The sequence below is a fragment of the Nucisporomicrobium flavum genome (assembly GCF_016464385.1).
In the GTDB taxonomy this organism is placed as follows: domain Bacteria; phylum Actinomycetota; class Actinomycetes; order Mycobacteriales; family Micromonosporaceae; genus Actinoplanes; species Actinoplanes flavus_A.
Window position 1 is genome coordinate 507,708 of record NZ_JADMLH010000003.1, and the last position, 13,484, is coordinate 521,191.

Below are 13,484 nucleotides of genomic sequence, written 5' to 3' on the forward strand. Positions count from 1 at the left end.
AGCCACGTGCATCATCGCGGCGTGCCGAGGGTGCTCAACCAGCGTTCCACCTCGGACGGCGAGCGCAGCAGCACGACCTCCGGCACGGCCGGGTCCGACCGCCACGCGCGCATCCGATCACGTTTGCGCGCGAACGACTGGAAGTGCCACGCGACGATGCCGTCGCGGCTGAGCGCCTCCCGCAGCCGCTCCCGGTTGCCGTTGCAGATCTCGGTGCGCGACACGATCCGGTACGCCGTCCGGCGCAGCAGCCGGCCCAGCGAGCGCCACCGCGGCAGGTCCAGCCCCACCACGAGATCGGCGCGTGCGAGCGGGAGGTCGCGCCAGGAGCCGTACGCCGAGTCGAGCACCCACTCGTCGCCGGCGCAGATCCGAGCGATCCGCCGCCGCTGCTCCTCCTCGGGCACGGCTGTCCAGCCCGGCTCCCACGCCAGGTCGTCCACCGAGTGGTACGGCACCCCGGTCGCCGCCGCGATCCGCCGGGCGAGAGTTGACTTGCCGGAGCCCGTCACGCCGTACACCAGAATGCGCCTCATTGTCCGGCCAGCCCTTCCTCGTACGCGACGATGACGAGCTGGACCCGGTCCCGGACGCCGAGCTTGGCGATCGCCCGGGTGATGTGGGTCTTCGCCGTCAGCGGGCTGATCACCAGACGACGGGCGATGTCCTCGTTGGACAGACCCGTGGCCACCAGGGCCACCACCTCCCGCTCGCGCGCCGTCAGCACCTCGAGCCGCCGCCCGCCCGGCGCGGCCGCGGGCCGGTTCGCGAACTGGGTGACGACCCGGCGCGTGACGCTGGGCGAGAGCAGCGCCTCCCCGGCCGCCACGACCCGGACGGCGTGCCGCAGGCCCTCCGGCTCGACCTCCTTGGTGAGGAAGCCGCTCGCACCGGCAGCCAGCGCGGCGAACACGTACTCGTCCGTCTCGAACGTGGTGAGGATGACGACCCGGCACTCCGGGAGCTCGGCCAGGATCCGCCGGGTCGCCTCGATGCCGTCCAGGCCGGGCATGCGGATGTCCATCAGGACCACGTCCGGGCGTACGGCGCGGGCCGTGCGGACCGCCTCGTCACCGGTCGACGCCTCGCCGACGACCTCGATGCCCCGGTCGCGCTTGAGCAGGCTGCGGAACCCGGCCCGGACGAGGTGCTGGTCGTCGGCGAGCAGGACGGAGATCGTCACGGCGCCAGCGGGATCGTCGCGTGGACGGTGAAGCCGCCCCCGGGCCCGGGCCCCGCCGTCAGCGCGCCGCCCAGCGCGGCGACCCGCTCCCGCATCCCCATGATCCCGCGCCCCTCCGTCACCGGGCCGCCGCCGCCGTCGTCCGTGATGTCCGCGACGACCGTGTCCGGGCCGTAGTCCAGCGTCACCGTGGCGGAGGCCGCTCCCGCATGCCGCACGGTGTTCGTCAGCGACTCCTGCACCACGCGGTACACCGCCGTCGCCACGGGAGCGGGCACGACCGTCCGTTCGCCGCGCTCGGCGAGGCGTACCGGCACCCCGGCTGACCGTACCCGCTCAGCGAGGTCGTCGAGGCCCTCCAGGCCGTGCGCCGGCTCACCGCCGTCGAAGCGCAGCACGTCCACGAGCGCCCGGAGGTCGCTCATCGCGCGGCCGCGGACGTCCTGGGCCAGCCGTACCGCGTCGCGGGCCTCCGCCGGGTCCTCGTCGAACGCGTCGAGGGCCACGTTGAGATGCACCCCCACCACGGCCAGGGTGTGCGAGACCACGTCGTGCAGGTCGCGCGCGATGTCGACGCGCTCCTCGGCCCGGCGCCGCCCGGCCTCGAGCTCCCGCTGCTCCAGCGTCTGCCGCAGCCGCGCGGCGACCTCGTCCTGCCAGCGCCGGGTGCTCCGGTACGCCTGCGTCAGCGCGAGCGCCGCGGCCAGCCACAGCGCCTCGGCGCCGACCCGGCCGACCGTGGCGTCGAAGGTGCCCAGCTGCACGAAGTAGTCCCAGACGAAGGCGTACCAGACGGTGATCGCTCCGGCGACGATCGCCGTACGGACCCGCCCGGCGAGCACGTTCGCCGCGAACGCCGCGGTCGCCGGCCACACCCAGCCGGCGCCGATCAGGTCGGCCGTACGCCACGCCACCACCGTGCCCAGCGACACGATCAGGACCGTGGCGGGCCACCGGCGCAGCAGCAGGGTCAGCGTTGCCAGGAAGAAGGCCAGCGACCAGGTCAGCACGGGGTCCACCGTGCCACCGGTCAGCGCCAGACCGGCCGGTACGCCGACGAACGTGAGGCCGGCGGCCGTCCACAGCAGAGAAGTGCGCATGCGTCTCACCTCCCGATGAGGGTCTCATTGATGCCGCCGACGCTATGGCCGCACGCGGGCCGGCCGCGTCGTCCCACCGGGGTCTGCGCGGCGGACGCCGCCGGAGTACGCGCTACTGCGATCGATGTACGTCTAGGGTGAGCGGGTGATCGCATCGCGACCCGGGCTGTCCGGCGCCGAGTTCGACGCGGTGGAGCGAGAGTTCGGCTTCTCGTTCGCCGACGACCACCGCGCCTTCCTCGCCGCAGCGCTGCCCGTGGGCCGCGGCTGGCCGGACTGGCGCGACGGTGACCGGGCCGAGCTGCGCGACCGCTTGGCGATGCCGGTCGAGGGCGTGCTCTTCGACGTGGCGGAGAACGGTTTCTGGTACGGCGCCTGGGGCCCGCAACCACCGGAGCCCGCCGACGCGGTGACCGTGGCACGCCGCTTCCTGATGACTGTGCCGCGCCTGATCCCCGTGTACTCGCACCGCTATCTGCCCGCGGGCCGGGGCACGTCAGGTCATCCCGTGCTGTCGGTCATGCAGACGGACGTCGTCGCGTACGGCACCGACCTCGACGACTACCTGCGGCGCGAGTTCGGCGGCGGCGAGCCCGGCCCGGTGCAGGGCGCCCGGCCCACCGTGGCGTTCTGGAAGGACCTGCTTCAGGCCTTCAGGTGAGCCCGGCCACGATCGCGTCGACGAGCGGGGCCAGCCCGACCTCCTCGGGTACGTGGTCCGGGTTGACCTCGGTGACCGTCATCCCGGCGAACTGCGGGCTCGCCACCAGCACCGACAGCGTCTCGACCACCTCCTGCAGCGTCAGGCCCTGCGGCTCCGGCACGTCGGCGAACGGCGCCTGCGCGAACGCGAGCACGTCCACGTCGAAGTGGACGACGAAGTGCGTCGCGGCGGCCTCCGCGGCGAACCGGGCGCGGGCTGCCGCTTTTGCCGGCCCGGTGTGAACCTCGCCGGCCGGCACGTACCCGAGCCGCAGCCTCTCCACCAGGTCCCGCTCCGGGTCGCCGGGCGGCAGGTCGAAGCCGTACGTGACCACGCGCTGCGGGGTGATCGACGCGACCGACGCGACCGTGGGGTCGCACCCCGGCAGGCCGAGCAGGTGGGATAGGCCCATCGCGTCGAGGTTGCCGTGCGGGCGCGTCTCCGGGGTGTAGAGGTCCGGCCCGCCGTCGATGTAGATCAGCGCGGCGCCGGGGGTGGCGGCGACCAGGCCGAGCGTGACGGTGCAGTCGCCGCCGAGGATCAGCGGCATGCCGGGCGCCGTCGCGGCTGCCCGGGCCACGTCCGTGGCGACCCGCACGACCGCGGTGGCGTTCTGGGCGTTGGGCCGGCTCAGGTCCGGCCGCCAGCGGAAACCCTCGACGTCACCGAGGTCCTGCACGGCGACGCCCCGGTCGTTCAGGCCGGCGAGGAGGCCGGCGGCGCGCAGCGCTGCCGGGGCACGCTCGACGCCCGGCGTGTGCGCTCCCGCGCTGGACGGGGCACCGATCACGCTCCAGCGAAGAACCATGCCGCCCATGCTGCCATGACCCCGGTCCGCCGGCCGGACGCGGAGATCGCTCGAATCCCGCCGAAGCCGACGGTTTCGGGCACGGTGCCGTAGGGCGTGGCCGACATCGATGTCATACTTTCGTCCTCCACCGCTTGGAGGAACGGGTCCTCGCACCGCTGGAAGAATGGGAAGAATCCGCCGCCTGTGAGATTCGGAGCGCCATGACCGCATCCCGGTCCGCCGACGGAGCCGTCGACGTGGCGGCCCTGCGCCGACCCACGCTGACGCAGGTGGCCGCGCTGGCCGGCGTCAGCCTGAAGACGGCGTCGCGGGCGCTCAACGACGAGCCGAACGTCGCCGAGGCCACCGGCCGCCGCGTGCGCGAGGCCGCGGACCTGCTCGGTTACCGGCTCAACGGGATCGCGCGCGAGCTGCGCCGCGGCGCGACCTCCGCGCTGGTCGGCCTGATCAGCGGCGACCTGACCAACCCGTTCTACTCGGCGGTGGCCAGCGGCATCGAGCGCGAGCTGCGCCAGCACGGGCTGCAGCTCGTCACCGCCAACAACGACGAGGACGCCGAGCTCGAACGGGCGCTGGTGGACGCGTTCCTCGAGCGGCGGGTCCGCGCGCTCCTCGTGGTGCCCAGCGGCGCGGGCCACGAGTACCTCGCCATCGAGGGCAACCGCGGCGTGCCGTTCGTGTTCCTCGACCGCCCGCCGGACGGCCTCGAGGCGGACGCGGTGCTCATCGACAACGTCGGCGGCGCCCGGGCGGCGGGGGAGCACCTCATCGCGGCCGGTCACCGGCGCATCGCCCTGGTCGCCGACCTGGCCCGGATGGCTCCGCAGCAGGGCCGCATCGACGGGTTCGTCCAGGCGATGGAGGCCGCGGGCAACGACGGCTGGCGGCCGTACCTGCGCACGGACGTGCACGACGTGCACCGCGCCGAGCGGACCGTCCGGGAGCTGCTGGAGCTGGATCCGGCGCCCACGGCCCTGTTCACCACGAACAACCGGCTGACCACCGGGGCGCTGCGGGCGCTGCGCGGGCACCCGCAGCCACCGGCGCTGATCGGCTTCGACGACTTCGACCTCGCCGACGTGATCGGCGCGACGGTGGTCGCGCACGACTCGGTCGCCATGGGGCGCGAGGCCGCCCGGCTGGCGCACCAGCGGATCAGCGGCTTCTCCGGGCCGGCCCGTACGGTCACCATCTCCACCTCCGTCATCGCCCGGGGGAGCGGGGAACGCCCGGCCGCCTCGTGACACGACGCGCGCCCGGGCCCGGGCTGCCCTAAAGTCCTTGGCGTGACGCTGGAGATCGAGGGGTCGCCGCTGGCGCCCCGGCCGGTGGCGTACCGGACGGCGGAGGAGATCCGCGAGGACCGGCTGGCCGCTGCGCGCCGCACGGAAGCGGCGCTGCACGTCCTCCTCGTCACGCTCGTGTGGCTCGTCGTGGTGCCGTTCCTGCTCGGCTGGGGTCTGCTCGGCGCCCAGCGGGAGGCCGGCACGCTCGCCCTCGCCGCCCTGCTCGCCGTGGTGCTGCCGTTCACCGCGGCGGTGATCGCCACCCGCAGCCGGCTCTACTTCACCGGTGGCGTGTACGTGGTGCTGACCCTGGTCATGATGCTTCCCGCGATCAGCATCGTGCGGGCAGGATGAGCCCATGGCGGCGGAGAAGGAAGAACGCGACGGCGTACCCCTGACCAACCTGGACCAGGAGCTCTTCCCCGGCGCCGGGGCGACCAAGCGTGACCTCGTCGACTACCTCGACGCCGTCCGCGACCGCATCGTCCCGGTCCTGCGCGACCGGCCGCTCTCCGTGGTCCGGGTGCTGCGTGGCCAGGACAAGTTCATGCAGAAGAACCTGCCGAAGTACACGCCCGACTGGGTGCCGCGGACGAAGGTGTGGGCCGAGGCGTCGCACCGTGAGGTCCTGTACGCCCTCTGCAACGACCGCCGCACCCTGCTGTGGTTCGCCAACCAGCGCGCGGTCGAATACCACCCGACGCTGATGACGGTCGCCGACGTGCACCACCCGACCCACCTCATCATGGACCTCGACCCGCCGGAGGGCGGCGACTTCGGGCTGGCGGTGGCGGCGGCCCGGCTGGTCCGGCGGGCGCTCGCCGACGCCGGCCTGGACGGTGCGGTCAAGACCAGCGGTTCTAAGGGCCTGCACGTCTTCGTGCCGCTCGACGGCGTCGCGACCGAGGACGTGGCGGCGGCGACCCGGGCGGTGGCCGCCCGCGCCGAACGGCTCGACCCGGAGCTCGCCACGACCGCGTTCATCCGCGAGGACCGGCACGGCAAGGTGTTCCTCGACGCGACCCGTTCCGGTGGCGCGAGCGTGGCCGCCGCGTACAGCCCCCGGGTGCGGCCCGGGGTGCCTGTGTCGTTCCCGCTCTCCTGGGACGAGCTCGACGACGTGACGTCGGGGGACTTCACCGTGCACACCGCGCCCGCCCTGCTGGCCGGCCGGGACCCGTGGGCGGACGGCATGCCCGCACCGCAGAAGCTCGACGCCGGGCTGGTGGCTGAGGGCCACACCATCCCGGTGGCCCGGGTGGCGGCGATGCACGAGGGCAAGCGACGGGCCCGGGCGCGGCGCGCCGAGGGCTGACCGCGGTCACCCCGCGAGCGCTACGTCCGACCGGGAGGCGGGCAGGTCGCGGCGGCCCCGGAACGGGCCGAACAGCACGATCAGGCCGCTGAGGGCGTACTCGACGGAGAGCAGGACCAGGGCCGTGCGGGTGCCGAAGGCGGCCGCGGCCGCGCCGCCCAGCACGGCGCCCACCGGGATCGCGCCGTAGTTCACGAACTGCATGCAGGTCAGGATCCGGCCGAACATCGCGGGCGGACAGTACGCCTGCCGGAAGCTGCCGGAGATGACGTTCGCGGCCACCGCGCCGGCCGAGATCCCGGCCATTCCGGCGACGAACAGGGCCAGTCCGGGCCCCCGCGAGGCCCACGGCACCAGAAGCGACGCAAGACCGGTGGCGCTCTTGCAGGCGACGAGGGCGCGGGCGCCGCCGACCCGGCGTACCAGCAGCGGGGTCAGGCTCGCCGCGGCGACGCCGCCCACGCCGGAGACGGCGAGCAGCAGGCCCACCGCGGCCGTGCCGACCCGCACGTCACGGACCAGGAAGACCACGAGCAGCGCGTTCATGCCGGTCAGCGCCAGGTTCGCCGCGGCGCCGTGGACCATCAGATTCCGCAGGTACGGATCCCCCAGCAACCACCTGGCCCCCGCGGCGATGTCGGCGCGGATGCCCCGCCGCTCGACCGCCGCGGGCCGGCGCTCCGGCCGGCGGATGCGCCAGACGCAGAGCGCCGAGATCAGGAAGCTCAACCCGTCCACGACCAGCCCGGCGGCGGCGCTGACCGCGGCGATCAGCACGCCGCCCACGGCGGGCCCGGCGACCTGGGTGCCCGACTCGGTGCCGTACAGGACGGAGTTCGCGGTGACGAGGTCCGCGTCGTCGAACATCGCCGGCAGGTACGCCGTCCAGGCCACCGAGAAGAACACCGTGGCGACCCCGAGCGCCATCGCGACGACCAGCAACTGCCCCATCGTGAGCACGCCCAGCCACGCGGCCACCGGCACGCTGAGCACCACCACCGCGGACACCACGTCGGCGGCGAGCATCACCGGCCGGCGGGCGACCCGGTCCATCCAGGCGCCGGCGGGCAGCCCGACCAGCAGCCACGGCAGCCACGCGACCGCCGTGAGCAGGCTGACCTGGAACGGCCCGGCGTCGAGCACCTGTACGGCGATCAGCGGGGTGGCGACCCCGGCGACGGAGGTGCCGAGCTGGCTGACGGTCGTGCCCGCCCACAACCGGCGGAACGCGCCGTCGCGCAGCACGCCTCCGCGGCTGCCCTTGTGCAGCCGGCCGGTCACGGTCGCGCTTTCGCCCGGGCCGGTCACGGGCGGGCCGGGAAGCCGCGGCTGAACACGAAGACCGGCTCCCGTTCCGGGTCCTCGGGCCGGTCCCGGAAGCGGTCGATGACCTGCTGGAGCTCCCGGCTCAGCTCGGCCAGCTCCGCCGGGCTGAGCCGCAGGAAGCCGTCGGTGGAGAACGCGCTGTCCACCCACTCCCCGTCCCGGGACGCCGGGCTGCCCAGCCACGACGCGGTGAGCTCCACCTGCCGCTGCAGCCCCAGCGCCTCGGCCGCGTCGGCGGCGGCGAGGTCGGCCGCGTCCCCGGTGAAGTCGGCGACGTTCCAGCTGATGCTCCGGTCCGGCATGCGCCACCAGTGCTCCTTGCGGTTGCGCGCGAGCTCCGGCGCCTCCTCGATGAGCCCCGCCTCGGCCAGCACCCGCAGGTGGTGGCTGACGTTGGCGACGGCCTGGCCGGTGACGCGGGCGAGCACGCTCGGCATGGCCGGCCCGTCGACGCGGAGCACGTCCAGCAGCCGGCGCCGGACCGGATGAGCGACCGCCTTCAGCACGGCGGCGTCCTTGATCTGAGCCATGCCATCACCCTGTCATGGTAAAGAGCTGTTGCGCAAGAGCTCTTTACTTATGCTGGACGCATGGTGCGGGACCGGCAGACCGGAGACCTCGAAGAATGCGTACGCCTGCTCCGCGACGTGCACGAAGCCGACGGCTACCCGATGAACTGGCCCGCCGACCCGATCAGCTGGCTGTCCCCACCGGGCCGGCCCCTCGTGGTGCTCCGCGACGGATCGGTCGCCGGGCACGTGGTGGTGACCCCGGCCGGCGAGCTGAGCCGGCTCTTCGTGGACCCCGCGCGGCGCGGCCGAGGACTCGCATCTCTGCTGGTCACTACGGCGGAGCGGTACGGCGCCCGTTGGCTGGAGGTGGTCGACGGGCGCGCCGCCGGCTTCTACGAGCGGCTGGGCTGGATTCTGACAGGGACGAAGCGCGCGGAGTGGGACGCGTCCGTGCGACTGCGGTGCTATCGCAAAGCACAGTGATGCCACAGGTGACGCACAGCGGCGGCCGGTTAGCTCGATACAGCCGACCAGAAAGGGCGTCCACTGATGGAAGACAACGCCGCGTACGTGCGCCGCGTCCACGACAAGGGCCTGCAGTTCGATCTGCGTACGATGTCCCGCCGCCGGCTGCTGGCCGCGCTCGGTGGCGCCGGGGCGCTGGCCCTCGTCGGAGCCTGCGGCACCGGCGCGGAGGCGGAGACCACCCCGGCGGCGTCCGCGTCGAACGGTGGCTCGCCGAACGGTGGCTCGCTGGCCGAGGTGGAGTCGGAGACCGCGGGACCCTATCCGGCCGACGGTTCCAACGGGCCCGACGTGCGCACCCTCGACGGGATCGTGCGCAAGGACATCCGGTCGTCGTTCGGGGGAGCCGGCGGCACTGCTGAGGGCGTACCCCTGGAATTCTCTCTGGTCGTGAAGGACCTCGACGGCGCGGCGGTGACCGGCGCGGCCGTCTATGCGTGGCATTGCGACCGGGACGGCAACTACTCGCTGTATTCCACCGGCGTCACGGACCGGAACTACCTGCGCGGCATCCAGCAGACCGACGACACCGGTACGGTCGCCTTCACCAGCATCTTCCCGGCCTGTTACTCCGGCCGCTGGCCGCACATCCACTTCGAGGTCTACTCCTCGCTGGACGACGCCACCAGCGGCTCCGGCCCGATCGTGAAGACCTCACAGATCGCACTGCCCGAAGACATCGCCAAGACGGTGTACGCGACAGCCGGGTACAGCAAGAGCGTGACCAACCTGGGTCAGGTCACGCTCGCCACGGACAATGTGTTCGGCGACGATTCGGCGGCCCGCGAACTGGCCACGGTGACGGGCAGCGTGGACGCCGGCTACCGGGCGACCCTCACCATCGCGATCGACCCGTCCGGCGAGGAGACCGGCGGCAGCGCACCCGGCGGTACCCCGCCGTCCGGCGGTACCCCGCCGTCCGGCGGCCCCGGCGGCCCTCCGCCCTCGCGCCCCTGACGTGGGATATCCCACAGCGCGGCACTTGTCGACCGATCGGGGTACGTCGAACGGGCCATAGCCTTCGGTCGATGCCGCTGTCCAGAATCATCACTCATGACCGCGCCCGCGAACGACGCCTTGCTCATCACGCTGCTCGCCGTGTTCACCGCCTGCGCCGGCTACGCGGCCGGCCGCCTGCACCAGTGGTACCGGACCGGCCTGGACCGCGACGAGGCGTACCGGGACGGCTACGACACGGCGACCCGCAGCGTCTTCAGCATGGCGGCCCGGCTCATCGGCCCCCGCCGCGCGATCCGCGGCACGGCGGTCGTGACCTCGGCCACGATCACCCCCGCGGTGATCACGACGGCCGGGATGACCGCCGGCGCCGACCAGACGACGCTGCCCATCAGTGAGCGGTCGTCGTCGGCCGGCTCCCTTTCGGGGCCGGAGCGCTCCTCCTCGGCCGTTGTTCTTTCGGCCGGCGTCATCACCTCGGAGGACGACGGGTCGCCGGACGAGGGCTCGGGCGGGCGGCACCTCGTGCCGGACGAGCTCGTGTCGGCGCCCACCTACCGGCTGCCGCCGGACCGGGTCGCGCGGGCCAAGGTGCGCCAGGCGCCGGCCGCGGGGGACGAGGAACAGGAGACGACGCGGCTGCCGTCCGTACCCCGGCCGAGGTCGTCCTGAAAGTGTCGTACCGGGGCGCTAGCGTGCCGGAATGGTCACGGTGCAGCAGGTCAGAACGGTCGCGCTGGGGTTGCCCCGCACGACGGAGCATCTGATCCACGACCGGGTCAAGTTCCGGGTCGGCGCGATCGTCTACGTGGCGTTCTCCCGGGACGAGACGGTCATGGGGTTCGGCTTCCCCAAGGTCGAGCGGCAGGCCCTGGTCGACTCCGAGCCCCGCGTCTTCCACCTGCCGGACGCGTCGAACATGCGGTTCCAGTGGGTGCAGGCGTGGCTGTCCGAGCTGGACCCTGCCCGGATGGAGGAGCTGGTGGTGGACGCGTGGCGCATGGTGGTCCCGAAGCGGGTCGCCGCGGCCTACGTGGCCGGCCTGCCGGACCGCCGATAGCCTGGGTGGCGGGCCACGTCCTGCCGCCCATCACCAGGCCGATGCCGACGCGCTGGCCTTGGCCATCGCGCCCAGCTTGCCGTCGCGCCGACCGGCCCTGAGCCGCCCGCCCCCTGTCCGCGGCGGCCGTTCCCGGCTCCGCTCGGTTACTCCCAGCGGAATTTGCGCGCGGCGGCCGTCAGCGCGACCACCGCCCACAGCGTGAGGCTCAGCCAGATCGTGCCCGGCACCGCCGTGCCGTGGGTGAGCGTGTCGCGCAGCGCCTCCGCGTGGGCGGCGAGGGGGAGCAGGAACCAGCCTGCCGTGCCGAGGCCGGGCGCCGCGAACATGATGCCGCCCGCCGCGAGCATCAGCACGTAGATGAGGGTCGCCGCGGCCGTGACGGTCTCCGGGCGCATCAGGCCGGCGATGAACAGCGCGAGCCCGCAGTACGCCGCGGTCGCCAGCACCGTCACGCCGATCGCGGGCAGCAGCTCGGTCAGGTCCGGGCGCCAGCCCGCCACGACGCCCACCGCGGCCAGCGCCAGGATCTGCAGGCCGACCAGGCACAGGATCGCCGCGGTCTTGGCGAACAGCAGGCCGGGCCGGGTCAGCGGCGAGGCGCCGAGGCGTTTCAGCACGCCGTAGCTGCGCTCGTACCCGGTGGTGATCGCCTGTCCGGTGAACGCCGTCGACATGACCGTGAGGGCCAGGACGCCGGGTACGACGTACCCGAGGCGGTCGTCGGTGGGCAGATTGGTCGCGTGCGTGAGGCCCGCACCCAGCAGGACCAGCAGCGGTACGCCCATCGCCAGCACCACCGCCTCGCCGCGGCGGGCGGTCAGCACCAGTTCCATGCGGATCTGCGACCGGAGGATGGTGCGCATCGGCGCCCGGCGCGGGGCGGGCGTGAACGTGCCGGTGCTCGCGGTCATCGGGAAGCTCCTGCGGTCAGGGCGAGGTACACGTCCTCGAGGGTGCGGCGGCGGGTGTTCACCGCGGTCACCCTCGCGCCGGCCTGCGCGAACCGGGTGAGGACCGCGGCTATCGCGTCGGTGTCGAGGGCGCCGGCGACGGCGTACTCCCCCGGTGCCTCCTCGGTGACCTTGGCGTCCAGCCCCGCGGCCAGCGCGGCGATCGGCAGGCCGGGCTCCGCGCGTACCTGAAGGAGGTCGATGCCGGCGGCGGCCGTGAGCTCCGCCGGCGTGCCCGTCGCCGCGACCCGGCCGCCGTCGATGATCACGACGTGGTCGGCGAGGCTCTCCGCCTCGTCCAGCAGGTGCGTGGTCAGCAGCACGGACACACCGTCGGCGCGGAGATCCTCGACCAGCTCCCAGGTGGTCCGGCGCGCGCCCACGTCCATGCCGGCGGTGGGCTCGTCGAGGAACACCAGCTCGGGCCGGCCGACCAGCGCGACGGCCAGCGACAGCCGCTGCTGCTCACCACCGGACAGCCGCCGGAAGGTCGTCTTGGCGAATTTCCGCAGACCCAGCCGGTCGAGCAGCATGTCCACATCGAGCGGATTCGCGGAGTACGAAGCAAAGAGCCGCAGGATCTCGCCGGCCGTCGCCCACGGGTAGACGCCACCGGACTGCAGCATGATCCCGAGGCGCGGCATGAGCGCGTCGTGGTCGCCGGTCGGGTCCAGGCCGAGAATGCGTACGGATCCGCCGTCGGGCTTCCGGAACCCCTCGCAGACCTGCAACAAGCTCGTCTTCCCGGCGCCGTTGTCACCCAGCAGCGCCAGGATCGACGCCCGTGGCACTGTCAGCGAGACACCGTCCACAGCGGTGACCTCGCCGTACCGGACGATGACGTCCTGCACGTCCACGGCGGCTTCGGGCATGCCGAAACTGTACTGTCCGCCGGGCCGGCTCCCGCCGCGCACCGCCGCGGTGTGGCGTACGCCCCGCTCCGGCATCGATGGGCCGGCGTCATTGGCATTTACGGGCCCGTCGTCGTTCGGTAAGGTTCGTTGCTGGGAGCGCTCCCAGCGTTCCCCGTTCTGCGGGGGCAGGCCGCCGGCCCGGGCCGGTTCCCCCTGGAAACCTGTCAGTCACACAGGTACCCGGCCGGCGGCCTGACACATTCGCCCTGCCCGGCCTGCTGCTGGCCGGTCTGCCGTTTCCCGCGCTCCTGTTGCGCGGCCTTGGCGGAGCCCTCGGCCTCGCCGGCACGGCGGTGCGTCGTCGTCGCCCGGCTGCTCGGTAGGGTGCTGCCCATGACGGGCGCGGTGACGGCGGTGGAGATCTTCACGGACGGCGCCTGCGTGCCGAATCCCGGCCCCGGCGGCTGGGGCGCCGTCCTGCGCTGGGGCGCCCGCGAGAAGGACCTCTGCGGCGGCGAGGCCACGCCGACCACCAACAACCGCATGGAGCTCATGGCGCCGATCCAGGCACTCGAGAGCCTGACCCGGGCCCCGCTGCGCGTGCTGCTGTACACCGACAGCATCTACGTCCGCGACGGCATCACGAAGTGGCTGCCCCGCTGGCAGGCCAACGGCTGGCAGACCTCGGCCAAGCAGCCGGTGAAGAACGTCGACCTGTGGCAGCGCCTCGACGCGGCGGTCCGGCGCCATGACGTCGAATGGCACTGGGTGAAGGGCCACGCGGGACATCCGGAGAACGAGCGCGCCGACCGCCTCGCCGCCCGCGGCCTGAAGGAGGCGTTGGCGGCGCGCTGATTCGCCGCACGGCACGTCTCCGCAGCTCGTAACGCCGCCGGGTG

At 73.4% G+C, this 13,484-nt stretch carries 18 protein-coding genes; 9 read left to right on the top strand and 9 right to left on the bottom strand.

Annotated elements, in window-relative coordinates:
• Nucleotides 1-11: 11 nt before the first annotated feature.
• The 3 genes from IT780_RS10375 to IT780_RS10385 are packed head-to-tail and all read right to left on the bottom strand — an operon-like array spanning nucleotide 12 to nucleotide 2,283.
• Complete coding sequence (locus tag IT780_RS10375) at nucleotides 12-536, bottom strand: P-loop NTPase family protein (RefSeq protein ID WP_199511227.1); 525 nt, start codon at nucleotides 534-536, stop codon at nucleotides 12-14.
• Entirely contained in the window at nucleotides 533-1,183 is a 651-nt protein-coding gene (locus tag IT780_RS10380; RefSeq protein ID WP_199511228.1) for a response regulator transcription factor, read from the bottom strand. The genes IT780_RS10375 and IT780_RS10380 overlap by 4 nt, the downstream gene beginning before the upstream one ends.
• The gene (locus tag IT780_RS10385) at nucleotides 1,180-2,283 is read right to left on the bottom strand and encodes a sensor histidine kinase (RefSeq protein ID WP_199511229.1); all 1,104 of its coding nucleotides are present in this window, start codon (nucleotides 2,281-2,283) and stop codon (nucleotides 1,180-1,182) included. The genes IT780_RS10380 and IT780_RS10385 overlap by 4 nt, the downstream gene beginning before the upstream one ends.
• Nucleotides 2,284-2,428: 145 nt before the next feature.
• Here IT780_RS10385 and IT780_RS10390 point away from each other — a divergent pair, with 145 nt between their 5' ends.
• Nucleotides 2,429-2,944: a hypothetical protein gene (locus tag IT780_RS10390; RefSeq protein ID WP_199511230.1), complete on the top strand. Its 516-nt coding sequence runs from the start codon at nucleotides 2,429-2,431 to the stop codon at nucleotides 2,942-2,944.
• On the opposite strand, the gene IT780_RS10395 is transcribed toward IT780_RS10390, so the two are convergent.
• Nucleotides 2,937-3,794, bottom strand: a complete 858-nt coding sequence (locus tag IT780_RS10395) for an arginase family protein (RefSeq protein ID WP_199511231.1) — start codon at nucleotides 3,792-3,794, stop codon at nucleotides 2,937-2,939. The genes IT780_RS10390 and IT780_RS10395 overlap by 8 nt on opposite strands.
• 203 nt (nucleotides 3,795-3,997) lie before the next feature.
• Between IT780_RS10395 and IT780_RS10400 the strand changes: the two genes are divergently transcribed.
• From IT780_RS10400 to ligD, 3 genes are read left to right on the top strand one after another with little or no spacing between them, the layout of a single operon-like run.
• Nucleotides 3,998-5,041 (top strand): LacI family DNA-binding transcriptional regulator, encoded by a 1,044-nt coding sequence (locus tag IT780_RS10400; RefSeq protein WP_199511232.1) that lies wholly within the window; start codon nucleotides 3,998-4,000, stop codon nucleotides 5,039-5,041.
• 42 nt (nucleotides 5,042-5,083) lie between these two features.
• Complete coding sequence (locus IT780_RS10405) at nucleotides 5,084-5,437, top strand: hypothetical protein (RefSeq protein WP_199511233.1); 354 nt, start codon at nucleotides 5,084-5,086, stop codon at nucleotides 5,435-5,437.
• Nucleotides 5,438-5,441: 4 nt separating this feature from the next.
• Nucleotides 5,442-6,398, top strand: a complete 957-nt coding sequence (ligD, locus tag IT780_RS10410) for a non-homologous end-joining DNA ligase (protein WP_199511234.1) — start codon at nucleotides 5,442-5,444, stop codon at nucleotides 6,396-6,398.
• 6 nt (nucleotides 6,399-6,404) lie between these two features.
• Here the strand turns inward: ligD and IT780_RS10415 are convergent, their stop codons facing one another.
• Both IT780_RS10415 and IT780_RS10420 read right to left on the bottom strand, forming a co-directional pair.
• Nucleotides 6,405-7,679 (bottom strand): MFS transporter, encoded by a 1,275-nt coding sequence (locus tag IT780_RS10415; protein ID WP_199511235.1) that lies wholly within the window; start codon nucleotides 7,677-7,679, stop codon nucleotides 6,405-6,407.
• A 23-nt stretch (nucleotides 7,680-7,702) separates the two neighbouring features.
• Complete coding sequence (locus IT780_RS10420) at nucleotides 7,703-8,254, bottom strand: winged helix-turn-helix domain-containing protein (RefSeq protein ID WP_199511236.1); 552 nt, start codon at nucleotides 8,252-8,254, stop codon at nucleotides 7,703-7,705.
• A gap of 60 nt (nucleotides 8,255-8,314) precedes the next feature.
• Here IT780_RS10420 and IT780_RS10425 point away from each other — a divergent pair, with 60 nt between their 5' ends.
• The 4 genes from IT780_RS10425 (at nucleotide 8,315) to IT780_RS10440 (ending at nucleotide 10,778) form a co-directional block, all read left to right on the top strand.
• A complete protein-coding gene (locus IT780_RS10425; protein ID WP_199511237.1) occupies nucleotides 8,315-8,719 on the top strand; it encodes a GNAT family N-acetyltransferase in 405 nt (134 codons plus the stop codon).
• Between the two features lie 66 nt (nucleotides 8,720-8,785).
• Nucleotides 8,786-9,718: a dioxygenase family protein gene (locus tag IT780_RS10430; protein WP_199511238.1), complete on the top strand. Its 933-nt coding sequence runs from the start codon at nucleotides 8,786-8,788 to the stop codon at nucleotides 9,716-9,718.
• A 96-nt stretch (nucleotides 9,719-9,814) separates the two neighbouring features.
• On the top strand, nucleotides 9,815-10,390 hold the full coding sequence (locus tag IT780_RS10435; RefSeq protein ID WP_199511239.1) for a hypothetical protein: 576 nt from the start codon (nucleotides 9,815-9,817) through the stop codon (nucleotides 10,388-10,390).
• 31 nt (nucleotides 10,391-10,421) lie between these two features.
• The gene (locus IT780_RS10440) at nucleotides 10,422-10,778 is read left to right on the top strand and encodes an MmcQ/YjbR family DNA-binding protein (RefSeq protein ID WP_199511240.1); all 357 of its coding nucleotides are present in this window, start codon (nucleotides 10,422-10,424) and stop codon (nucleotides 10,776-10,778) included.
• A 146-nt stretch (nucleotides 10,779-10,924) separates the two neighbouring features.
• On the opposite strand, the gene IT780_RS10445 is transcribed toward IT780_RS10440, so the two are convergent.
• The 3 genes from IT780_RS10445 to IT780_RS10455 all read right to left on the bottom strand — a co-directional run bounded on the left by IT780_RS10445 (nucleotide 10,925) and on the right by IT780_RS10455 (nucleotide 12,980).
• Nucleotides 10,925-11,692, bottom strand: a complete 768-nt coding sequence (locus IT780_RS10445) for an ABC transporter permease (protein WP_199511241.1) — start codon at nucleotides 11,690-11,692, stop codon at nucleotides 10,925-10,927.
• Nucleotides 11,689-12,603 (bottom strand): ABC transporter ATP-binding protein, encoded by a 915-nt coding sequence (locus tag IT780_RS10450; protein ID WP_199511242.1) that lies wholly within the window; start codon nucleotides 12,601-12,603, stop codon nucleotides 11,689-11,691. The genes IT780_RS10445 and IT780_RS10450 overlap by 4 nt, the downstream gene beginning before the upstream one ends.
• Nucleotides 12,604-12,809: 206 nt before the next feature.
• Nucleotides 12,810-12,980, bottom strand: a complete 171-nt coding sequence (locus tag IT780_RS10455) for a hypothetical protein (RefSeq protein ID WP_199511243.1) — start codon at nucleotides 12,978-12,980, stop codon at nucleotides 12,810-12,812.
• Here IT780_RS10455 and rnhA point away from each other — a divergent pair.
• The gene (gene rnhA, locus IT780_RS10460) at nucleotides 12,979-13,440 is read left to right on the top strand and encodes a ribonuclease HI (protein WP_199511244.1); all 462 of its coding nucleotides are present in this window, start codon (nucleotides 12,979-12,981) and stop codon (nucleotides 13,438-13,440) included. The two genes, IT780_RS10455 and rnhA, sit on opposite strands and share 2 nt — an antisense overlap.
• Nucleotides 13,441-13,484: the final 44 nt, after the last annotated feature.

Bases quoted from the DNA above. Each gene is read 5' to 3' on its own strand.
- rnhA (WP_199511244.1), top strand. From the start codon at position 12,979: ATGACGGGCGCGGTGACGGCGGTGGAGATCTTCACGGACGGCGCCTGC.
- IT780_RS10450 (WP_199511242.1), bottom strand. From the start codon at position 12,603: ATGCCCGAAGCCGCCGTGGACGTGCAGGACGTCATCGTCCGGTACGGC.
- ligD (WP_199511234.1), top strand. From the start codon at position 5,442: ATGGCGGCGGAGAAGGAAGAACGCGACGGCGTACCCCTGACCAACCTG.
- IT780_RS10400 (WP_199511232.1), top strand. From the start codon at position 3,998: ATGACCGCATCCCGGTCCGCCGACGGAGCCGTCGACGTGGCGGCCCTG.
- IT780_RS10430 (WP_199511238.1), top strand. From the start codon at position 8,786: ATGGAAGACAACGCCGCGTACGTGCGCCGCGTCCACGACAAGGGCCTG.
- IT780_RS10385 (WP_199511229.1), bottom strand. From the start codon at position 2,283: ATGCGCACTTCTCTGCTGTGGACGGCCGCCGGCCTCACGTTCGTCGGC.
- IT780_RS10425 (WP_199511237.1), top strand. From the start codon at position 8,315: ATGGTGCGGGACCGGCAGACCGGAGACCTCGAAGAATGCGTACGCCTG.
- IT780_RS10445 (WP_199511241.1), bottom strand. From the start codon at position 11,692: ATGACCGCGAGCACCGGCACGTTCACGCCCGCCCCGCGCCGGGCGCCG.
- IT780_RS10420 (WP_199511236.1), bottom strand. From the start codon at position 8,254: ATGGCTCAGATCAAGGACGCCGCCGTGCTGAAGGCGGTCGCTCATCCG.
- IT780_RS10395 (WP_199511231.1), bottom strand. From the start codon at position 3,794: ATGGTTCTTCGCTGGAGCGTGATCGGTGCCCCGTCCAGCGCGGGAGCG.
- IT780_RS10455 (WP_199511243.1), bottom strand. From the start codon at position 12,980: ATGGGCAGCACCCTACCGAGCAGCCGGGCGACGACGACGCACCGCCGT.
- IT780_RS10435 (WP_199511239.1), top strand. From the start codon at position 9,815: ATGACCGCGCCCGCGAACGACGCCTTGCTCATCACGCTGCTCGCCGTG.
- IT780_RS10375 (WP_199511227.1), bottom strand. From the start codon at position 536: ATGAGGCGCATTCTGGTGTACGGCGTGACGGGCTCCGGCAAGTCAACT.
- IT780_RS10440 (WP_199511240.1), top strand. From the start codon at position 10,422: ATGGTCACGGTGCAGCAGGTCAGAACGGTCGCGCTGGGGTTGCCCCGC.